20 protein-coding genes are annotated in these 20,941 nt (G+C 40.8%); 14 read left to right on the top strand and 6 right to left on the bottom strand.

Going from position 1 to position 20,941, the window contains the following annotated elements; all coding sequences use genetic code 11:
- The 10 genes from ACMUMJ_RS13145 to glnK all read left to right on the top strand — a co-directional run.
- Positions 1 to 292: IS66 family transposase (locus ACMUMJ_RS13145; protein WP_414679311.1), on the top strand; the 292-nt coding region annotated here is incomplete at its 5' end.
- A gap of 510 nt (positions 293 to 802) precedes the next feature.
- Positions 803 to 1,663, top strand: coding sequence for an ABC transporter ATP-binding protein (locus tag ACMUMJ_RS13140; RefSeq protein WP_414679310.1), 861 nt, complete (start codon positions 803 to 805; stop codon positions 1,661 to 1,663).
- On the top strand, positions 1,608 to 2,564 hold the full coding sequence (locus ACMUMJ_RS13135) for an ABC transporter substrate-binding protein (RefSeq protein ID WP_414679309.1): 957 nt from the start codon (positions 1,608 to 1,610) through the stop codon (positions 2,562 to 2,564). The genes ACMUMJ_RS13140 and ACMUMJ_RS13135 overlap by 56 nt, the downstream gene beginning before the upstream one ends.
- Positions 2,565 to 2,568: 4 nt before the next feature.
- Entirely contained in the window at positions 2,569 to 3,597 is a 1,029-nt protein-coding gene (locus ACMUMJ_RS13130) for a FecCD family ABC transporter permease (RefSeq protein ID WP_414679308.1), read from the top strand.
- A 146-nt stretch (positions 3,598 to 3,743) separates the two neighbouring features.
- Entirely contained in the window at positions 3,744 to 3,938 is a 195-nt protein-coding gene (locus ACMUMJ_RS13125; protein ID WP_414679307.1) for a DUF1289 domain-containing protein, read from the top strand.
- Between the two features lie 87 nt (positions 3,939 to 4,025).
- Positions 4,026 to 4,388, top strand: coding sequence for a transposase (locus ACMUMJ_RS13120; protein ID WP_414679313.1), 363 nt, complete (start codon positions 4,026 to 4,028; stop codon positions 4,386 to 4,388).
- A 286-nt stretch (positions 4,389 to 4,674) separates the two neighbouring features.
- The gene (locus tag ACMUMJ_RS13115; RefSeq protein WP_414679306.1) at positions 4,675 to 5,205 is read left to right on the top strand and encodes an NUDIX hydrolase; all 531 of its coding nucleotides are present in this window, start codon (positions 4,675 to 4,677) and stop codon (positions 5,203 to 5,205) included.
- Positions 5,162 to 5,965 carry a DUF2927 domain-containing protein gene (locus tag ACMUMJ_RS13110; RefSeq protein WP_414679305.1) on the top strand — a complete coding sequence of 268 codons (804 nt, stop codon included), beginning with the start codon at positions 5,162 to 5,164 and terminating at the stop codon, positions 5,963 to 5,965. Before ACMUMJ_RS13115 ends, ACMUMJ_RS13110 begins: the two co-directional genes overlap by 44 nt.
- Before the next feature lie 221 nt (positions 5,966 to 6,186).
- Complete coding sequence (hemE, locus tag ACMUMJ_RS13105) at positions 6,187 to 7,284, top strand: uroporphyrinogen decarboxylase (protein WP_414679304.1); 1,098 nt, start codon at positions 6,187 to 6,189, stop codon at positions 7,282 to 7,284.
- Between the two features lie 81 nt (positions 7,285 to 7,365).
- The gene (glnK, locus tag ACMUMJ_RS13100; RefSeq protein WP_414679303.1) at positions 7,366 to 7,704 is read left to right on the top strand and encodes a P-II family nitrogen regulator; all 339 of its coding nucleotides are present in this window, start codon (positions 7,366 to 7,368) and stop codon (positions 7,702 to 7,704) included.
- Between the two features lie 80 nt (positions 7,705 to 7,784).
- On the opposite strand, the gene ACMUMJ_RS13095 is transcribed toward glnK, so the two are convergent.
- The 5 genes from ACMUMJ_RS13095 to ACMUMJ_RS13075 all read right to left on the bottom strand — a co-directional run bounded on the left by ACMUMJ_RS13095 (position 7,785) and on the right by ACMUMJ_RS13075 (position 12,150).
- Positions 7,785 to 8,495: an ABC transporter permease gene (locus tag ACMUMJ_RS13095; protein WP_414679302.1), complete on the bottom strand. Its 711-nt coding sequence runs from the start codon at positions 8,493 to 8,495 to the stop codon at positions 7,785 to 7,787.
- Between the two features lie 2 nt (positions 8,496 to 8,497).
- On the bottom strand, positions 8,498 to 9,187 hold the full coding sequence (locus tag ACMUMJ_RS13090) for an ABC transporter permease (protein WP_414679301.1): 690 nt from the start codon (positions 9,185 to 9,187) through the stop codon (positions 8,498 to 8,500).
- Between the two features lie 103 nt (positions 9,188 to 9,290).
- Positions 9,291 to 10,046, bottom strand: coding sequence for a transporter substrate-binding domain-containing protein (locus tag ACMUMJ_RS13085; RefSeq protein ID WP_414679300.1), 756 nt, complete (start codon positions 10,044 to 10,046; stop codon positions 9,291 to 9,293).
- Positions 10,047 to 10,184: 138 nt separating this feature from the next.
- Entirely contained in the window at positions 10,185 to 10,952 is a 768-nt protein-coding gene (locus ACMUMJ_RS13080; protein WP_414679299.1) for an ABC transporter ATP-binding protein, read from the bottom strand.
- Positions 10,953 to 11,097: 145 nt separating this feature from the next.
- Entirely contained in the window at positions 11,098 to 12,150 is a 1,053-nt protein-coding gene (locus ACMUMJ_RS13075) for a GlxA family transcriptional regulator (protein ID WP_414679298.1), read from the bottom strand.
- Positions 12,151 to 12,409: 259 nt separating this feature from the next.
- Here ACMUMJ_RS13075 and ACMUMJ_RS13070 point away from each other — a divergent pair, with 259 nt between their 5' ends.
- Together ACMUMJ_RS13070 and ACMUMJ_RS13065 are read left to right on the top strand one after the other, a co-directional pair.
- Positions 12,410 to 17,215: an NAD-glutamate dehydrogenase gene (locus ACMUMJ_RS13070; protein WP_414679297.1), complete on the top strand. Its 4,806-nt coding sequence runs from the start codon at positions 12,410 to 12,412 to the stop codon at positions 17,213 to 17,215.
- A 54-nt stretch (positions 17,216 to 17,269) separates the two neighbouring features.
- Entirely contained in the window at positions 17,270 to 18,484 is a 1,215-nt protein-coding gene (locus tag ACMUMJ_RS13065) for an aspartate aminotransferase family protein (RefSeq protein ID WP_414679296.1), read from the top strand.
- 128 nt (positions 18,485 to 18,612) lie between these two features.
- Here ACMUMJ_RS13065 and ACMUMJ_RS13060 read toward each other — a convergent pair whose 3' ends face one another.
- A complete protein-coding gene (locus ACMUMJ_RS13060) occupies positions 18,613 to 19,254 on the bottom strand; it encodes a YitT family protein (RefSeq protein ID WP_414679295.1) in 642 nt (213 codons plus the stop codon).
- A 301-nt stretch (positions 19,255 to 19,555) separates the two neighbouring features.
- Between ACMUMJ_RS13060 and ACMUMJ_RS13055 the strand changes: the two genes are divergently transcribed.
- The gene (locus ACMUMJ_RS13055) at positions 19,556 to 19,843 is read left to right on the top strand and encodes an HlyU family transcriptional regulator (protein ID WP_414679294.1); all 288 of its coding nucleotides are present in this window, start codon (positions 19,556 to 19,558) and stop codon (positions 19,841 to 19,843) included.
- Positions 19,844 to 19,870: 27 nt separating this feature from the next.
- Positions 19,871 to 20,884, top strand: coding sequence for an alpha/beta hydrolase (locus tag ACMUMJ_RS13050; RefSeq protein ID WP_414679293.1), 1,014 nt, complete (start codon positions 19,871 to 19,873; stop codon positions 20,882 to 20,884).
- The last annotated feature ends 57 nt before the right edge of the window (positions 20,885 to 20,941 follow it).

Here is a 20,941-nt window from a genome sequence, read left to right as displayed (position 1 = left end):
TCTCAATCAGTGGGACAAGCTGGTTCAATATCTGAAATCTCCCGAACTCCAGTTAGACAACAATCGTGCGGAACGAGCGATTAAGCCGTTTGTCATTGGACGCAAAAACTGGTTGTTTTCAAATACAGGTAACGGCGCAAAAAGTAGCGCGGTTCTTTACAGTATTATCGAAACAGCGAAAGCGAATGGGTTGATCCCTTACGAATATCTAGTGACATTGTTTGAAGAACTTCCGAAGCGCAATACAGAGGACAGCCTAGAAGACCTGCTGCCTTGGAATATTAAGCTCTAAGATAGAAACAAGGTGTGGTTTGCCGTACGCTTACACTACACTAAATCGCTTGGCGGGATCGGTCGAAGAATAGTCACAAAAATAGCCACACTTGCCATTATTCAGTGATTTAATCATTTAGAAGAGAACAAATTAAACAATTTGACATTGTAATCTCCTAAATGTGCCATAGGTACACAATCATTTTACATTAAATAGAACGTTATGTTATAACATTACAAAAATGACTTGTGCTTTTGTATTTATGCATCATCAAATACGATGATTGTTAATGCCTAGAATGATAAACAATACTGGGGGTTGCGCTTTCTTATTGCATTCCTAGGCTTTGAGCCTGTTCATAGAATACGAAGAAAACGATTTAACAATAACGTAATGCCTTGCTCAAAAATACAGCTTTTAAGCAATATGTAAATTCTCGACTCCACAATTATGTCCCACTAACTAAATGCAGGCTAAACATGACAAAAACCCTGTCAATATCACTTCAATTTTATAGGGTGGATCACTATGCCTGATTTACTAACAGTCAAAGAATTAAGTTTTTGTGACGAGAATAATCATAAATTATTAGATGATGTAAATTTCAGCATAAATACAGGCGAAATGGTTGGGATACTAGGCGCAAACGGAGCTGGGAAAACCACATTAATGCGCTGTTTGTTTGGTGCACTAAGAAATTTTTCGGGGACTGTCCATTTAAACGGTCAAAATACTAGCACATTACATCCTCGACAACGCGCACTTTTGGTCGCGGCTGTAACCCAAGAAATGCCTGCAGACTTCCAACTAAGTGTTCGTTCAGTGATTGCTACAGGCCGCACACCTCACCAACATTGGTTGACAGGTAGTGATCCTAACGGCACCGCCATTATCAACAGCGCTATACAGAAATTTAATCTCGAAATTTTTTTAGATCGTGATATTAGTGAGCTTTCAGGTGGTGAGCGTAAACGTGTGATGATTTGTCGTGCATTCGTTCAACAACCACAGCTTATGATTCTTGATGAGCCTTGTAACCATCTAGACATTGAACACCAACTAAGCCTTATGGAGCTATTACGAGAACTCCCCATAAGTAGTCTTATATCACTACATGATTTTCCGTTAGCTGCCCGTTACTGCGATCGACTATTAATGTTACAAAAGGGTCGCCTCATTGCTCAAGGCCGCCCCGACGAGGTACTTACGCCTAGATTATTTGAAACAGCCTTTAACGTTCAGGCCAAAACTTACAACAACCCTTGGGGTCAGTGGTCATTTCATGCCTCTACACTCCCTTCTTTATCGAAAACATCCACTCAAGAGAAGCACCATGCGAAACCTAATTTTAAGTTCAGCCATATTACTAGCAAGCCTTACGCAGCTTAGTCAGGCATCCGAATTCCCGGTTACCGTAGAGAGCTGCGGCCGTACTATCACTTTTGATAATGCGCCACAACGGGCGGTGATTCATGATCAAAACATGAGTCAGATGGCTTTTGCATTAGGTATTCAAAAAAACATTGTAGGCTTAACAGGCATCACAGGTTGGTATAAAACGCAACCACAATTCGATAAAGATCGCGGTGATATTCCTGAGCTGGCGGCCAAAAGCCCGACGACTGAGAATGTTCTAAGTGTCGATCCTGATTTGTTTTTTGCAGGATGGAACTATGGTATGAGCACCGACGGAGAACTCACACCACAAAGTTTGGCACAATTCGGTGTGCCTGTGTTAGAGCTGACGGAGTCTTGTGTACATTTAAGTAAATCAGGGTCTGATGCATCTATGGATTTACTTTATAACGATGTTTTACGCTTAGGTGCTGTATTTGGTGTCAAAGAAAAAGCGACGACCTTAGTTAATGAATGGAAACGTAGACTACAAGAAGTCACCCATACCCTTAACGAGAGACCAAAGATTAAAGTTTTTCTTTATGATTCTGGTGAAGATAAAATATTTACATCAGGTCGTTTTGGCATGCCCACAGCATTGATTCGAGCTGCTGGCGGTATCAACGTTATGGATAATATGGACACAAGCTGGAGCAAAGTAGGCATTGAGGCTGTTATGAATGCTGAGCCTGATTTCCTTATTCTAGTGGATTATCAAAAGGGCGGCTGGAAGTCCTCTTGGGAGTTTATTAAAAACCACCCGGTACTTTCCACACTGGATGCTGTTAAAAATGAGCGTTTCTTACCTCTTGAATATGGAGAAATCACACCCGGACCACTGAATATTCAGGCAATAGAGAAACTGGTCAGTAAAATGCATATAAAAGGCAACTGATCGATTGATCCATATATATAAGCCCCATATTATCGCTGGTTTTTTACTGTTTTTCATCGCTCTCTTCGCATTAACAGGAATAATGATTGGTGTCAGTGAGATTAGCTCACCTCAAGTACTGGGTATTTTGCTACAAAGTATCAGTCCAGACTGGAGCCAAAGCTGGGCTAATACATCATGGCGAAGCTCCCATGAGGTAATTGTAATTGAGTTACGAGCACCGCGAGTCATACTAGCGATGCTTGCAGGTGCTGGACTTGCGGTCTGCGGTACAGCTTTACAAGCGGTCACCCGAAACCCACTGACTGATCCTTTTCTATTGGGCGTTTCTTCAGGGGCATCTATGGGTGCTGTTTTAGTCATATCACATGTGGGTTTATTGATCGGAGCTTATACAATGCCAGTGTTTAGTTTTGCAGGAGGATTGTTTTCCTTCCTGTTGCTATTACTACTCATGAGGCGACCTGAAAACCAGAGGCCAGATCGTTTAATATTAGTCGGTGTGGCTATTTCATTTTTATTGATGGCTGTCACCAATGGTCTCATTTTTCTAGGAGATCAGCGTGCGGCACAATCAATCGTCTTTTGGATGTTGGGCGGTTTAGGCCGAGCTCGCTGGGATTTGCTCCCTATCCCCACAGTAACAATAATAATTGGCATCATAATGCTGGTTTGGCAAGCGCGTAATTTGAATGCACTTATGATGGGTCAAGAGAGCGCCGCAGCTATGGGAATTTCTGTCAATCGTGCTCGAATTATCATATTGTTACTCGCCACTCTTGTGACGAGTATGATCGTCTCACTCACTGGTACTATAGGCTTTGTTGGACTGGTTGTACCTCATATTATGCGCTCGTTTGTTGGTGGCGATAACCGTATATTATTACCTTTAAGCGCATTAGCGGGTTCAGCTTTTATACTTGGTATTGATATCATTGCTCGCCTATTGTTAGCTCCCCAAGAGCTGCCCATAGGTATATTGACCGGTGCCGTCGGTGGTGGCTATTTTTGCTATTTAATAACACGCCGTTAAATAACAATACATCCACTCGAAAAACCTAAGGTCAAGAAAAGCCTGTTAACCGAATTAATTTATTGTCAAAAATCGAGATGAAGACTAGAGAAGGTGCGAATAAGTCTACTAATACAAAAAGATGACTTGACTCTAAGGAAAGCACGATGAAAAGGCAAAAAAGTCCTTGCATTAATACCTGTGACTTTTCGCATTATAAAGGTTGGTGTGTTGGTTGTGGCCGTACTCGACAAGAATGCAACAAGTGGAAAAGCATGAAGCCTTATGACAAAAAATTTCTTCAAAAAGAGCGACAAACAAGGCTTAATCTAATAGGAAAACAGCGAGCAGAAAACGATTAATATCCTGAAAAAGGGCCATTTCTTCAAAGAGGTCAATATAGATGCAAGAACGAACTAACACACAGTTTCAGTACGACAGCCACCAATATACACACCCTAAACGAGACGGCCAACTTTCTTCATGGAGAAGAAACGTTTGTATCTGCGAATTCGGGCTATCGAGGTGCCCACAAACGAAAAGAATTAACAGAAATCAAAACCGACTGGTTGATTGTTAAAATGCCAAGCAAGGTAAATCTTCTAAAAAAACATCTGAGAATACACACGCTGTCGATCCAAACGAAACGCATTAAAGTCAATATTCGGGCAAAAGTAGAACACCCATTTCGGATCATAAAGCGTCAGTTTGGTTTTAGGAAAGTGATCTATAGAAGGCTGACTAAGAACGACAACAAACTGGCGATGCGGTTTGCTTTAGCCAATGTGTATAGAATGGAGCAGATGATATGAGCGACAAGAGATTAATCCGTTCAAAACGCACTAAATAAGGCTAAGTAGGCTTATTTTAGGGGCGGAGAGTACAAAAATGAGTGGCACCTTGTGCTTTTTTGCTCGAATGAAAGGTATTTAGCGTGTTGAGACCTCTTAATCGCAGTTGCCTAAACAGTTTTAGACATTTTAAAAGTATTACTTTTGGATATTTTAAAGAAGTATGTTACAACCCCTTTATTAACCAGTTTGGTTTGATTACTGGATCAAAAATAAAAACCAGATCAATAAACACAAGAAATATGTTATGTCAGAAGAAATAATGGCCCTTGTCGATGAAAAAAATCAAATCATCGGAGAAGTACTAAGAAGCAAAATGCGCTTTGGTGTTGATTTTCACCGCGCCACTTACATTTTAGTCTTTACGACTTCTGGCCAATTAATTGTACAGAAAAGAACGCTAAACAAGTCTTTTTGCCCAGGATGGTATGGCATCACTACAGGTGGCGTTGTTGCTTCTGGAGAATCGTATCAACTGTGCGCTCAAAGGGAGTTAGTTGAAGAGCTTGGTGTTGCAGCCGACCTAACATGCCACGGCCTTTTTTATACTGAGGGTGAGGGGTTTAAAATTTGGGGCAAGATCTACTCATTCACATACGATGAATCTCAGCATGGTCCACTAGTACCACAACCGAGTGAGGTTGCATCACTGCATTACATGAACATTAAGGATATTTTTGATAATACGCCTCAACACCTTTTTACAAAAGATTCTCTAGACGCATTGGTACATTATGTTAACAATCTCACTCAAGACAATTCGACAGACCCTCTTTAGCCTAGCTATTGCCTCACTGCCTCTCAACGGGTTAGCCATTGAACGCTGGCAAAATCCAAGTTATATACAACAAAGCTTTCTTACCATCGCATTGCAAAGAGAATACAATAAAAAAACCAACCCTCGTTTAATACGCTGGGAAAAACCAATCGATATTTATTTTGAAAGCGACTTTGGTGATACAGAACTCCAAAGGGAGCTTCTATCAGTGCAATTAAATCACCTCTCTTTTATTACAGGCGTGCCGATTAGCTTCAACGACAATAAAAAAAAGAGCAATATTTTCATTGTTTTTACGTCTTATAAAAACCTAGAACCCAAAGTTAAAGAATACATTGGCAACCCGAATAACATTCGTGCCGCTCTAAAAGAAGCCATTTGTTTAGGGCATTTCTCCGTCGACGGACAATCCAACATTTATAAAGGTACCATTATCATTCCTGTGGATTACGCTCGAGAAAGTGCCCGCTTCTTAGACTGCATTGTCGAAGAGATTACTCAGCTAATGGGATTACCGAACGATTCCAATAACGTCTACCCTTCCATCTTCAATGACACCAGTATTGATTCCTATTTAAGTCCATTGGATTATTTATTATTGAAATTGCTCTATTCAAAAAGACTGACCGCAGGTATGACAGTTCAAGAGACCAAAAGAGCTCTGCCCTTAGCTATCAAAGACTTAGTTGATTTTGGCGAAATGAAAAATGCCGCCAGATTGGTCAGAGAATACAGCTTGCAAGAATACCTAGGTGATTAAGCCAGAAATTAACTAAATGCCTATTTAAACTGTTAGCAAGGACCATTAGAAAGACTGTTGGCGAGACCGTTAATTGGAAATATCATGCAATTTAAAGAAGCACTTTTATTAACCTCAGTCATTTTTTTAGTCACATCCATGTAAATACTGAGGTTTCGCTCTGCTTTTATAAAAGAACTTAGGTAAAATGCGGCTAATTTCTTTTAAATCGGAGTAGATCAATGTTCCCAGAGCTAAAAAACGACCGCTTCCTTCGTGCCTTGCTAAAACAACCTGTCGATACCACACCCGTTTGGATGATGCGCCAAGCTGGCCGCTACCTTCCTGAGTACCGAGCAAGTCGTGCCACCGCTGGGGATTTTCTTAGCTTGTGCAAAAATGCCGACTTTGCTTGCGAAGTCACATTGCAACCTTTGGAACGTTACGATCTTGATGCAGCCATTCTTTTCTCCGATATTTTAACCATTCCTGATGCCATGGGTTTAGGTCTTTACTTTGAAACAGGAGAAGGCCCTAAATTCAGAAAGACAGTTCGTACCGAAGCCGATGTTAATGCCTTACCAATCACCAGCGCAAACGATCTTGGCTATGTAATGAATGCTGTCACCGTTATTCGCAAAGCCCTTAATGGTCGCGTTCCTCTTATCGGATTTTCAGGTAGCCCATGGACATTGGCCACTTACATGGTTGAAGGTGGCTCAAGCAAAGACTTTCGCCACATTAAAGGCATGATGTACAAGTCTCCAGAAGTCCTACATAAATTACTGGATAAACTGGCCCTATCTGTTATCGAATACTTAAACGGCCAGATTAAAGCCGGCGCACAAGCCGTACAAATTTTTGACACGTGGGGCGGTGTACTGAGTGGCCCGATGTATCAACGTTTCTCACTTATGTATATGAAGCAGATTCTTGATGGTCTGATCAGAACCCATGAAGGTCGTAAAATCCCAGTAATTATGTTCACCAAAAATGGCGGCCAATGGCTAGAGAACATGGCAGCCACTGGCCCAGATGCGCTTGGTTTAGATTGGACAACCGACATTGGCGAAGCCCGTGCACGAGTGGGTGACCGAGTTGCTATCCAAGGAAACATCGACCCATGTGTTTTATACGCAGGAGAAGACGTTATCCGTCATGAAGTGGAAAACGTATTATCTGGTTTCGGCCACGGTACAGGACATGTATTTAATCTAGGCCACGGCATTCACCAGTTTGTTGACCCAGCGCAGCCAAAATATTTAATCGATGCCGTGCATGAACTCGGTGCAAAATATCATGAAACGCAATATGACGATCTAGATGCACTGAATGAATAGAAGAGAAACAATAATTCTAGCGAGATGCGTTTCAGAGTGTTATTTTTAAGCACATCATGTTGTTAAATGGAGCACTTATTTATGAAACTTGTTACTGCCATTGTTAAACCGTTTAAGCTAGACGAAGTTCGAGAAGCCCTATCTGATATTGGCGTTAACGGTATTACCGTCACAGAAGTAAAAGGATTCGGCCGTCAACGTGGCCATACCGAACTGTATCGCGGTGCAGAATACGTGGTTGATTTTTTACCTAAAGTAAAACTTGAACTCGCGATTGATGATGACCAAGTTGAACGTGCTATCGAAACCATTCAGAACAGCGCTAACACAGGTAAAATTGGTGACGGTAAAATTTTCGTCACTTCATTAGAGCAAATCATTCGAATTCGTACTGGGGAAACAGGCGCTGACGCGATTTAATCCGTCTGTCTTTTCCCTGCATTTTGAATCAATAAAAAAGAGACCCAGTGTCTCTTTTTTATTGATTCAAAATGCAGAACTTAGCCTTTATCAGGCACCTTTACAGTGATAGGGCCTAAATAACGGTTCTGACGTTTTTCAACTTGCTTAAAAATCGCAATGATCGCCATACTAATAACAAGGTAAATAACACCTGCAGCGAGAAAGATCTCAATTGGAGTATACGTTCGAGCAATGATAGTTCGGGCCATACCGGTTAAATCCAAAAGCGTTATCGTACTTGCAAGCGCACTGCATTTTAGCATTAAGATAATTTCATTACCGTAAGCAGGTAATACGATTCCAAATGCTCTAGGCAATAAGATACGACGGTACATTTGTACTTTTGTCATACCAACCACTTTACAAGCTTCTACTTCACCCACCGGGATAGCTTGAATTGCTCCACGAAAAATTTCTGCGGTATAAGCGGACGTATTCAACGTGAAAGCAATAATGGCACACCAAAAAGGCTCTCTTAAGATTGGCCAAAAGATACTCTCTTTAACGACTTCAAATTGCGACGCACCATAATAAACTAAGAATATCTGTACTAATAACGGTGTACCACGAAAGAAAAAGATATACAGAAAAGGAAAGGCACGTACCCATGGAGAAGCCGATATACGAGCTAATGCAACAGGCAGAGCCAAAATGGCACCTAATACAATCGATAAAAGAACCAATTGCATCGTTACCCAAGCACCATCAAGAAGACGTGGAAAGTAACTAATTACAACGGAAAAATCCATAATTACGTCCTCTTAATGCCACGATTGGCTTTTTGTTCCATATAATGAACAGCGGCCATCGACACAATAGTTAATACCAGATACATGCAGGCGGCTGCACTGTAAAATAAGAAAGGTTCTTTCGTTGTGCTTACTGCGATATTTGCTTTGCGCATAATATCGTCTAAGCCAACCACAGAAACTAAAGCGGTATCTTTTAATAAAACAAGAAATAAGTTACCCAACCCAGGCAATGCCATACGCCATACTTGAGGTAATATGATTCGATAAAACTTGCGAACTTTCCCCATTCCCATTGCCGTTGCCGCTTCATGCTGACCTTTCGGTATAGATTGAAGAGCGCCGCGAAAAACTTCGGTCGCATAGGCCCCAAATGTCAGACCTAATGCCGTAACACCCGCTGCAAATGCGCCAATTTCAATGTATTCATCGTAACCAAAAGCCCCCGCAACAGACATCAATACAGAGGTAGCACCAAAGTAAATAATGAGGACGGTTAATAACTCTGGTATACCACGAATAATCGTTGTGTAAGTGTTTGCTATCCATTGCAAAACTTTTATAGATGACAGCTTCGCTGACGCACCTAGTAAGCCTAGGATCAATCCGACCACTAGAGATGCGAATGCTAATTCAACCGTAATAACAGCGCCTTGTAAGAGCTGATTACCGAATCCATGCAAATCAATCATAATAATTTCTCAGAATAGACTAGAACAGAAGAAAATAGACTGCCCTAAGAGAGCCGTCTATCTGTCTGTATCTAATACTAATGCAATAGTTTAAAACTATTGCCTAGTAAATAGAAAATGGGAAGTACTTAGCATTGATTTCAGCGTACGTGCCATCTGCTAAAATTTCTTCTAACGCTTTGTTAAATTTAGCTTTTAACTTGTCGCCTTTACGAACGGCAATACCGATTTCATCACTTTTCTGGAAAGCATCGCCTTTAAACTCAAACTTATCGCCGCTAACAGACGATTGCAACCAGTTGTATGTTGGTAGTTCATCCGATAAAACAATGTCTAAACGACCCGCAAGAAGATCTAAATACACATTATCTTGGTTATCGTAGAACTTAAGTTCGGCTTTATCAGTGAAGTTATCTTCTAAATACTGAGCACCCAAAGTAGCACGTTGAGCACCAATTACTTTACCGTCTAATTTATTAAGATCAAAAGACGTGCCTTTTTCACCTAAGAAACGTAACCCACCAGAGTAATATTTATTAGTGAAATCAACAACACGAAGACGTTCTTCTGTAATAGACATAGACGCAATGATTGCATCAAATTTACGTACTTTAAGACCTGGAATTAGACCATCCCAATCTTGAGTAACCACGTCACAATCCGCTTTCATTTTTTCACAAAGAGCCCAAGCGATATCAACGTCAAAACCTTGAGCAGTACCTGAATCATCAATAAAGTTAAATGGAGCCCAAGCACCTTCGGTTGCTATTTTTACTTTATCTGCTGCTTGCACAGATACCGATGTCATTGCTGCACCAGCAAAAATAAGTGACGTTACGGCTAATGTCTTCATTTTCATAATTTGATCCTTTATGAGTTTCTACTAATTATAATGAATATTTATTATTTATTTTTATGCAATTTTATAACACTGTTTTTACTAAAATAACGCATCATTTTCATTTTATAGACGATAAACCACAAAATCATTCTATGTTTAAAACGCGCTTGATAAAAAACCTTTACAACGCTCAGATTGAGGATTTTCAAACACTTGCTTTGGTGTGCCCTTCTCTTCCACTAAACCTTGATGAAGAAAAACCACTTCACTAGACACTTCTCGGGCAAAATTCATTTCATGAGTAACAATCAACATCGTTCTGCCTTCTTCTGCTAAGTTACGCATAACCCCCAATACCTCGCCGACTAACTCTGGATCTAATGCCGATGTTGGCTCATCAAATAAAATCACTTGAGGATCCATCGCCAAAGTACGAGCAATCGCCACACGTTGCTGTTGGCCACCTGATAATTGGCTCGGGTACATGTCTTTTTTCTCTGCAATACCCACTTTATGCAGTAGATGCTCAGCGTATTCTTTTACTTCTTTCCTAGGACGTTTTAATACATGGGCAGGGCCTTCCATGACATTGTCAAGAATTGTCATATGAGGCCATAAGTTAAAGCTTTGAAATACAAATCCAATTTGTTGACGCATAGCGGTTAACTGCTTCATGTTAGACGCAACTAAATCAGTTTCACCTGGAATTAAAGAAAGAGAGTCTCCATTAAAAATAATTTCACCTTTCGTAGGATTTTCTAATAAATTAATGCAACGCAAAAAAGTACTTTTACCCGAGCCACTAGAACCTAAAATCGAAATAACATCGCCGTCATAAGCCTTTAATGAAATGCCTTTTAATACCTCAACATCACCAAAGGTTTTGTGGATTTCGTTTAGCTCTAAAGCTGGGACTTTTGACATATTAGATCACCCTTTTATAATAAACACTTATTATTTTATTGATATGTAATTTGCCGCGTATTTCACCATCTAAAAGACATTTACGCAATATGAATACGCTTAGTTAAAAATGTATCAAAAATGATTGAGTATTTCGTCCCCTAAATTATTTTATCCAAAGTTGACGCCTTTTTCTGCCCATTTGATCAGGTTTAGTACCTTGTGGAGTAGACAGCCGCCTTTCATCTCGCGGTGTTACACCAAAAAAGCCTTTATAGGTTGTACTAAAATGGGGCGCAGAACTGAACCCACACTCCTGACCGACCTGAATAATGGCTTTGTCTGATTGAGTTAATAACTGTTTTGCATGATTTAGCCTGAGTTCTAAATAATACCGCGATGGCATAGAGTCCAAATTGCGTTTAAAGAGACGCTCTAAATGACGACGAGATAACCCTACATGATACGCAATGTCGTCAGGGCTGAGCGGTTCATTTATATTGGCCTCCATCAATTGTACGGCTTCTATCAATTTCGGCTGACCAATACCAATCCGTGCTTGTAAGGGAATTCGCTGAGGGTCTTCGTGGGTACGAATGCGCTCACAGACAAATTGCTCCGAAATACTGCTAGCGAGATTCATGCCATGCTGTTTGCCTATCATAAACAACATCATGTCCATCGCAGCGGTTCCACCACTGCACGTAAAGCGATCTTTATCGACTTCAAATAAATGATTCGAAACAATAGTTTCAGGAAATTCATCTCGTAAATTAGCAATACTCCACCAGTGAATCGTTGCTCGATACCCATCAAGCAGCCCTGACTTCGCTAATAAATAGCTACCAGTACATAACCCTCCCAATCCAATTCGACGGTTAGCCAGGCTTTTAAGCCAGTGTTCAAGAGCCGGGTTTTCATTCTGTGTTGCAGGAGATGCGCCACAAATAAAAACGGCATCAAGATCTCTAGGAGATTCAAGTGTTAGATAATCGGCAACCGTTTTTACGCCTGTATTTGAAAGAACTTCTTTACTTTCGTGACTAATTGTACAAAATCGATACAGCTCTTTACCACTTACCCAATTTGCTAAATGTAAGGTTTCTATTGCAGAGGAAAACCCTAGCATAGAATAATGAGGAAGCAGTAAAAAGCCGTATTTTAATGGCTTACCACTAGCCTGTGTAATTTCTCTTGATGAAAATTCGCGCTTATACAAGTTTTTATCCTAGAATTATTGCGTAAAAAAGGAGATTATTTCATATAAAATGGATAACAAAGGGGTTTTCCCTTTTGATCAAGTGCTATTACCCATAATATGTTCAAAGCGAAAGTAAATGTCGCATTCACTAAACTTATCATCTACCACAAGAGGTAATTTTTCATAATAATCACATAGTAGCTCTGAAATGCAGTATCCGCGATCTTATAACTAAAACAGGTTTTACAAGAACACCACTCATGAGGATGGGTATTAAATGACTAATAAAAAAATCGAGTTAATTGAACGCATCGAAGTTGAGCTTAAAGACAACTTTCCTCCAACAAACACTGAGAGCCTTGTTCAGCTTACCCGTCTTTACTTTCAGGATTCATTAACTGAAGACATGGTAAATGAGCCAATTGAAAACCTATATGGCACCATTCTTTGTCTATGGGATTTCATACAGAGTCGCGAAACTAACGCACCCAAAATCCGCGTTTATAATCCGAACTACGAAGAACATAGCTGGCAGTCTACCCATACTGTTATCGAAATCTTAACTGAAGACATGCCATTTCTTGTGTCATCATTCAATATGGCGTTAGTTCGCCTAGGTCTGACGATTCACTTAACCTCTCATCCAGCACTTCATGTTAAACGCGATGAATCTGGTGACTTGCAATCGTTAAGCAATGAAGGGGGCAGCGAGGCACTTATTCGTTTCGAAATTGATCGTATTTCCGATATGTCAATATTTGACCAGATCAAAGCTGAATTAATCAAAACTCTTGCAGATGTAAAGCAGACAGTAGAAGACTGGCCTGCAATGAATAACAAATTATTAAACATCATCAAAGAATCTGAACAAGCTAAGCACCTTAAAAATGATGAAGGACATAAAGAGAATTTAGATTTTCTTCGTTGGGTTGCCAATAACCACTTCACCTTTATTGGCTTTCGCGCTTATGACTTAATAACTGAAAGTAAAGAAACACATCTGAAGTTAGTTGATGGATCAGGCCTTGGAACCTTCCGAGACAAAGATTCAACAACCATAAAACGCGATATCATTTTAGATGATCGCTTATCTAAACTTGCTATTGATAATAGCAATGCCATCATTTTGACTAAATCTACTGCGATATCAAGCGTACATCGCCCTGTGCATTTGGACTATCTAGGCATCAAGCGCTTTGATAAATCTGGTAATGTTATCGGCGAATGGCGTTTCTTTGGCTTATATTCTTCAGCTGCGTACGTTGCTCGTCTGCAAGATATTCCTTTGCTTAGAAAAAAACTAGACCACATTGTTGAACATTGTGACGTTGATCCGAACAGCCACAAAGGCAAAAATCTTAAGCACATACTAAACAGCTACCCTCGTGACGAAATGTTACAGGCCCCTGTTGATGAATTACTGGCTACCATTCAAAATATCTTAGCCATTCAGGAACGTCGTCAATTACGCGTTTTCCTTCGAAAAGATTTGTATGGCCGTTTTATCAATGCTTTGGTTTACGTACCTCGTGATCGTTACAATACGGAATTACGCGTCAAAATGCAGCAAATCCTTATTGATGCATGCAATGGTACAAGCTCAGAGTTTAATGTTCAGTTCTCTCAACTTGTATTGGCTCGTGTTAACTTTACGATTCAGACATCGTTTAAAAATGGTTTAGACCATATTGATGCAGAAGATATCCAACGCAAAATGCAAGATGCGATGAGTTCATGGGATGATAAACTCCTGAATGCAATGCACGTATCGATGGGTGAAGAGAAAAGCAACGCGCTATACACTAAGTTTGCACCTTACTTACCTGCTGCATACCGTGAAGATTTCTCACCAAACGCAGCGGTTCTAGATATTGAGAGGTTAAACAACCTTTCTGTTAATGGCGACATCACGACTCACCTATATCATCAAGTTGGTCAAGAGAAAGGCAATTATTTCTTCAAAGTGTATGGATCTGGCACCACATTAGTACTGTCTGATGTACTACCGATTCTAGAATGCATGGGGCTACGTGTACTTGAAGCGCGCCCTTATGAACTAGACAGCCACTCTGATTCCAATACGTGGGTGGTTGAGTTTGCAATCTCTGTTGACCCAAGTGTCGATCTAGATAAAAAAGCTCAACGTGAAGCATTCCAAGACGCCTTCAATCAAATCTTTACCCGTCGCGTAGAGAACGACCGATTTAATGCTCTTGTTCTAGATGCATCATTAACATGGCGTCAAGTGACTATGCTACGTGCCGTCACGAAATACTTGACTCAGTTACAAGTTCCTTTTTCTTTGTCTTATATGCAACAAACGCTAGAAAAGAACGCCTCTATTGCTCGCTTGCTTGTACAGCTGTTTGAATTGCGTTTTGACCCTGCGCTATCAACAAAACGTGAAGAAAAAGTAGCTAAGATTTTATCTAAGATCGAAGAATCACTTGATCTTGTTGCCAATTTAGATGAAGACCGTATTTTGAAACATTACCTATCGGTTATTCAGGCAATGTTACGTACTAACTTCTATCAAGCCGATGCTGACGGCCGTATTAAAGATTATGTTTCATTCAAGCTTGATCCAAACCTAATCCCTGCGGTTCCTCTGCCACGTCCTAAATTCGAAATTTTCGTTTATGCACCATGGGTTGAAGGTGTTCACATGCGGGGCGGTAAAGTCGCTCGTGGTGGTTTACGCTGGTCTGACCGAATGGAAGATTTCCGTACCGAAGTCCTGGGCCTTGTAAAAGCTCAAATGGTGAAAAACGCCGTTATTGTACCTGCAGGTGCGAAAGGCGGATTCGTTGCCAAACAACTGAAAAAGAATGCTTCTCGTGATGAAGTCCAAACTGAAGTCGTTCGCTGTTACACGACCTTCATTAGTGGCTTATTGGACATCACTGACAACTTAATCAAGAACAAAGTGGTTCCACCAGCGTCTGTACAACGTTACGACGAAGATGATCCATATCTTGTTGTTGCTGCGGATAAAGGAACGGCTACCTTCTCTGATCTTGCAAACAGCATCTCTGAGAAATACGGTTTCTGGCTTGGTGATGCCTTTGCATCTGGTGGTTCAAACGGTTATGACCATAAAAAAATGGGCATCACTGCACGTGGCGCATGGGAATCGGTTAAACGTCAATTTAAAGAAATCGGTATTAACTGCCAAACCACAGACTTTACAGCGGTTGGTGTAGGTGATATGGCCGGAGATGTATTCGGTAACGGCATGCTACTTTCTAAGCACATTAGATTGGTTGCCGCTTTTAACCACATGCACATATTTATTGATCCGACACCTGATTCCGCAACGTCTTTTGAAGAACGTCAAAGAATGTTTAATCTTCCTCGTTCATCTTGGGAAGATTACAACAAAGATCTGATCTCTAAAGGCGGTGGTATCTTTAACCGATCAGCAAAATCCATTCCTTTAAATGCTGATATTCGTAAAGCGTTGGGCATTGAAGGTAATGTGAAGTCCTTAGCGCCAACTGATCTTATTTCAGCCATTCTTAAAGCTCCGGTTGATCTCCTATGGAACGGTGGTATCGGTACTTACGTTAAGTCTGAATCAGAAAGCCACACAGACGTCGGTGACAGTGGAAACAATACATTACGAGTCAATGGCAACGAATTACGCTGCAAAGTCGTTGGTGAAGGCGGTAACCTTGGGTTAACTCAAAAAGGCCGTATCGAATTTGCTCAATCTGGCGGCTTAATCAGTACCGACGCAATTGATAACTCAGCGGGTGTAGACAGCTCTGACCACGAAGTAAACATTAAGATTCTATTGAACCGTGTTGTTGAAAATGGCGACATGACAGAGAAGCAACGTAATAAACTTTTGGCCGATATGACGGATGAAGTTGGCGCACTTGTATTAAGCCATAACCTTGGTCAAAGTCATGCGTTATCCTTGGTGAACTCTCAGGCATCTGAGCGTTTAGCTGATCATTGGCGTTTAATTCTATCTCTGGTTAGAGATGGCCGTTTAAATCGTGAAATTGAGTTTTTACCAACGGATTCTCAAATCAAGAAACGCTTGAACAAAGGCAATGGCTTATCTCGCCCTGAGATTTCCGTTCTATTAGCCTATTCAAAAATTAAACTGTCCGAGCAATTAGTCGAGGATGGCATTGGTGAAGACGCCGATTTGATGAAGCAAATTGAAGCGTATTTCCCTACTCCGTTGACGAAAAAATTCAATAAAGATTTAGCCACTCACCCTCTGGCTCAAGAAATTGTTGCAGGCCATGTTACTAATAACATTGGTAACCGTATGGGGCCAACTTTCAGCACTTATGTGCAAGAAGAAACCAGTGCATCTGCATTGAATCTTGTACGTGCTTACTCAGCAGCCGAAGAAATTTTCGGTATCCCAGCACTATGGGATGCCATCAATGAGCTAGATTTCACTGTTGAGAATACAGTGCTGAACAAGGTGCTAATCAGTATTCAATCTCTACTAGAAAAATCGACGTTATGGCTATTGCGTAATACGCGTGAAATGCTGTCGATCCAGAAGTTGATTGAAACCTATAAACCTGGTGTTGAGGTCATTAGTCAAAACATTCAATCCATTTTGACTAAGCCTAGCCAAGAGCATTTAGCGACACTCGTAACGGAGTTAACCGATACGGGTATTCCAGGAGCACTTTCTGAGAACATTTCTGCGCTTCATTATTTGTTCTATGGTCTGGATATTATCCGTGTAGCAACAAGCACCGACAAAGACGTTATGAACGTCGCTCAGACTTACTTTGCTTTAGAAATGGATCTTGACCTTCATTGGCTACGTCATTCTGTTAGCGAGCTGAATGCGAACGATATGTGGCAACGCAAAGCCAAAGCAGGCTTAGGTGATGAAGTAGACAACAGTCTACGCACCTTAACTCAGGAAGTTATTCAATCCAGTGCCGACATCAACGATGTTGAGCAGAGATTGAATCAATGGAATAAGCTGAACGCAGACAGCATTCATCATTACCAAGCCACTTTCGGTGAGATTAAATCCGAAAGTGAATTAACGTTGGCTATGATTTCTGTCGCAATCCGTGAATTAAGAAATCTAATTTAACCTGCCTGGGCTACCTATGTCAGGTAGCCCTACTTTCCTCTAAGGAGACTAAAAGTGACTGAACAAGTAACGAGAGCAACTTTCGATGATGTAATGGTTCCAAATTACACACCATCTGCCATTATTCCAGTGCGTGGTGAAGGCTCTCGAATTTGGGATACCAATGATAATGAATACATTGATTTTGCTGGCGGTATCGCCGTAACGTCTGTGGGGCATTCGCATCCAAAGTTGGTTGAAGTAATGCGAGAGCAAGCTGGAAAATTTTGGCATGTTGCAAACGTTATGACCAATGAGCCTGCATTGCGCTTGGCTAAAAAGCTAACAGAGAAGACCTTTGCTGATAAAGTTTTCTTCTGTAATAGTGGTGGTGAAGCAAACGAAGCGGCTTTTAAACTTGTTCGTCGTCATTCTTACTTAAATTTCGGTCCAGAGAAACATGAAATCATTGCTTTCACAAAATCGTTTCATGGACGTACTCTTTTCACTGTTTCGGTTGGTGGCCAATCAAAATACAAAGAAGGCTTTGAACCAACACCTCAAGGCATTAGCCACTGCGACTACAATGATATAGAGCAGTTAAAAGCACTGATTTCTGATCGTACTTGCGCTGTAGTAATGGAACCAATCCAAGGAGAAGGCGGCATCATTCCGGCTGACGTTGAATTTGCAAAACAAGTACGTGAATTATGCGATCAATACAATGCCTTGTTGGTATACGATGAAGTCCAATCCGGCGTGGGTCGTACTGGTACACTGTATGCTTACGAACAACTAGGAGTGACACCAGATGTTCTAACTACCGCTAAAGGTTTTGGTAATGGCTTTCCTGTAGCCGCGATGCTAGCTACAGATGCAACCGCTAAAAGCTTAGGCTTTGGTACTCATGGCAGTACTTATGGCGGCAATCCAATGGCGTGTGTCATTGCTGAAGCCGTTATCGACATTGTTGATACACCAGAAGTATTAACTGGTGTCAAAGCAAAGCACGAACTTTTTGTGAATGGCCTTAAAGCAATCAATGAAAAATACTCTGTATTTAAAGACATTCGCGGTATGGGGTTATTAATCGGTGCTGAAGTGGTTGATGCTTACAAAGATAATGCGAAAGCCTTCCTTGCTGCAGCCGTTGAAGAAGGCCTATTAGTTTTGGTTGCAGGCCCTGATGTTGTGCGTTTAGCACCATCCCTGCTCATTCCAGATGCGGACATTGCTGAAGGTCTTGCCCGCTTCGAGAGAGCCATTGCGAAAGTAGTCGCTAACGCATAATTTAATACATTCTCTGTATTTCATGTAAAAACCAGCTCTGTGGCGTCACTCCATAAAATTGGATACGTCATAAGCTGTTTTTTATGTAAACAGATCATCTAACGAGCGCTAGCGGTCTAACGACACAATCAAGCCACCGTTTTTTCAGGTTCTACTTTTGACAGTGGCTCAGGTTCTTCTTTAGACTGAATCGTCTTCACAATTTCCAATGGCTTATGATAACGACCAATAATGGAACTTAGCATTAAGAAGGCTAAAAAAGAGAATGCTAAACTGGAACCATCTAAGACAGACACAGCCAGCACAAGAACCACAAGGTCGGCCGCCAACGTCGTCTTACCAGAATGAATATTAAATTTCCTCTCTAAACAAACCGCTAAGATATTTAACCCGCCTAATGACGCGTTGTGCCGAAATAAAATAATTAGACCAAAACCAACTAGCATACCGCCAAACGTTGATGACAATATCGGGTTCATTTCAATGGTAACGTATAACCTTAACAGTTCGGACAAGCCTGATAACAGACTGACAGAAAGAAAGGTTCTTAGTGTAAAACGCCAACCTAATGACTGCCATGCCAATATATAAAATGGGAGATTCAATAAAAAGAAGGTTTGACCAAAGGTGAAATCAAAGAACTGTAATGCTAGAAAACTCAGCCCCGCAGTCCCGCTAATAAGGTAGCCAGCTGAATTCAATATATGCAGACCAAGGGCTGCCAGTAAACAACCTTCTAAAATAGAAAGCCATATGTGTGTCGTATTCATATTCAAGATAGTTCCGATATTCCAAATCAATTTTTGATCGATTTAGTAATTAATAAAATACTTCTTGTGGAAGCGAGTTACAGTGTCAAAAAATACATTCCTGTAAAAAAGTCTGACAATTGATGTACTGCCAGCATGATTCATACCAATTTTATTTTTTTTATTCGGGCATTACTTGAAAATTGACCATGTCATTCTAACGGAATAAAACTTTTTTAAAAGAATTCCTTTGACTCTTTCTTTGATCAGGCAATACTGTGTATCCTGTTAGCAACCAATCTGATTATATAGGAAACATTAAATGGGCTTTTTATCTGGTATCAAATCCCTTTTCGAAGCCGGTTCAGCCGCACCAGCAAAAGAAGAAGAACCGATCGAATACAAAGGGTTTACTATCATTCCAGCACCGATTAATGAAGGTGGTCAACATCGAGTGGCAGCAAGCATTATCAAGGGCGAAGGGGAAGAGCAGCAAGTGCATAAGTTTATTCGCTCCGACTTAATAGCCAGCCGCGATGAATGCTTAAAAATCACCATTAACAAAACCAAAATGACCATAGACCAACTTGGCGACCGCATTTTTAATTAAGGCTATCAACGACCCTAAGGAATCGTTATGACAGTAGGTGTTCCTTCACATTGGCTGTCCGTTTCAGACAATGATGACTTCTTAGGGTCTTCATTCAGAAGTCGCGGCTTCCAAAACACACAAGCGAAACATGCTACTGTGTGTCATCTAATTAACCACAAACACAGTCATGAATTTTCCAAAGCCATCCTATACCTACATGGCTACACCGATTACTTTTTCCAATCTGAATTGGCAGAAGACATAATAAAAAATGATTATGCGTTCTATGCTTTGGACTTACAAGGTTACGGCCGTTCTATCCGCCCTTTTAGTACACCCAATGAATGCGACTCACTGGACCAATATTTTGATGATTTAAACATTGCTTTAACGACCATCAAAGAAGACGGCATTAATGAGGTGGTCATACTGGCACATTCCACAGGAGGCTTAATCGCCTCACGTTTTTTACAGTCATTACAACAGTCTCTACACAATAGCGCTCAATCTGAAACATTACCCGCTGTTACAGGGCTTATTTTAAACAGTCCTTTTATTTGTTTGCCCTTCACACCTCATAAACTCAAGAAAATGACAAGGCTCGTTAGCACCTTGGTACACTTATTTCCCTTTTATAAAAAAGTTTCTTATAAAGATAAGGTGTACGCCAAAACCTTGCACAAAAAATTTGGTGGCGAATGGCAGTATCGATTGGATTTCAAACCCTCTAATGGATTTGGTTTGTCGTTCGCGTGGCTCAAACAAGTCATTAAAAGTCAGAATACATTAGTACAGCAAAAACTGCATATTCCAACGCTCTTATGTTGCTCTGAAAAAAGCACTTATACTGCTCAAAACACTCACGAGGTGGCTCAAGGAGATGGTGCTCTGGATGTAGAAAGTATGCAGCAAACCGCACGTTCTATTTACACTCACCTTGAGATTCAAACGATTCCTCAAGGGTTTCACGACCTTTACTTATCCAAAGCAACCGCTCGACAACACTATCTATCAGCCATTAAACACTGGTTAACAGAACAAAAGCCCCCTTCAAACTAAAAAGGCCAAATTCTCAAACAGAATCTGGCCTTTGTTTCACATCTAAAATGAGTTGCT

Source organism: Marinomonas phycocola (genome assembly GCF_047525455.1).
Taxonomy (GTDB): domain Bacteria; phylum Pseudomonadota; class Gammaproteobacteria; order Pseudomonadales; family Marinomonadaceae; genus Marinomonas.
The sequence above is the reverse complement of the archived record's forward strand: the minus strand, read 5'-3'. Positions and strand labels throughout refer to the sequence as shown.

Excerpts from the sequence above, each read along its gene's own strand:
- ACMUMJ_RS13135 (WP_414679309.1), top strand. The coding sequence starts at position 1,608 with ATGCGAAACCTAATTTTAAGTTCAGCCATATTACTAGCAAGCCTTACG.
- ACMUMJ_RS13125 (WP_414679307.1), top strand. The coding sequence starts at position 3,744 with ATGAAAAGGCAAAAAAGTCCTTGCATTAATACCTGTGACTTTTCGCAT.
- ACMUMJ_RS13070 (WP_414679297.1), top strand. The coding sequence starts at position 12,410 with ATGACTAATAAAAAAATCGAGTTAATTGAACGCATCGAAGTTGAGCTT.
- hemE (WP_414679304.1), top strand. The coding sequence starts at position 6,187 with ATGTTCCCAGAGCTAAAAAACGACCGCTTCCTTCGTGCCTTGCTAAAA.
- ACMUMJ_RS13050 (WP_414679293.1), top strand. The coding sequence starts at position 19,871 with ATGACAGTAGGTGTTCCTTCACATTGGCTGTCCGTTTCAGACAATGAT.
- ACMUMJ_RS13085 (WP_414679300.1), bottom strand. The coding sequence starts at position 10,046 with ATGAAAATGAAGACATTAGCCGTAACGTCACTTATTTTTGCTGGTGCA.
- ACMUMJ_RS13095 (WP_414679302.1), bottom strand. The coding sequence starts at position 8,495 with ATGGATTTTTCCGTTGTAATTAGTTACTTTCCACGTCTTCTTGATGGT.
- ACMUMJ_RS13055 (WP_414679294.1), top strand. The coding sequence starts at position 19,556 with ATGGGCTTTTTATCTGGTATCAAATCCCTTTTCGAAGCCGGTTCAGCC.
- ACMUMJ_RS13090 (WP_414679301.1), bottom strand. The coding sequence starts at position 9,187 with ATGATTGATTTGCATGGATTCGGTAATCAGCTCTTACAAGGCGCTGTT.
- ACMUMJ_RS13110 (WP_414679305.1), top strand. The coding sequence starts at position 5,162 with ATGTTAACAATCTCACTCAAGACAATTCGACAGACCCTCTTTAGCCTA.
- ACMUMJ_RS13140 (WP_414679310.1), top strand. The coding sequence starts at position 803 with ATGCCTGATTTACTAACAGTCAAAGAATTAAGTTTTTGTGACGAGAAT.
- ACMUMJ_RS13115 (WP_414679306.1), top strand. The coding sequence starts at position 4,675 with ATGTCAGAAGAAATAATGGCCCTTGTCGATGAAAAAAATCAAATCATC.
- ACMUMJ_RS13080 (WP_414679299.1), bottom strand. The coding sequence starts at position 10,952 with ATGTCAAAAGTCCCAGCTTTAGAGCTAAACGAAATCCACAAAACCTTT.
- ACMUMJ_RS13060 (WP_414679295.1), bottom strand. The coding sequence starts at position 19,254 with ATGAATACGACACACATATGGCTTTCTATTTTAGAAGGTTGTTTACTG.
- glnK (WP_414679303.1), top strand. The coding sequence starts at position 7,366 with ATGAAACTTGTTACTGCCATTGTTAAACCGTTTAAGCTAGACGAAGTT.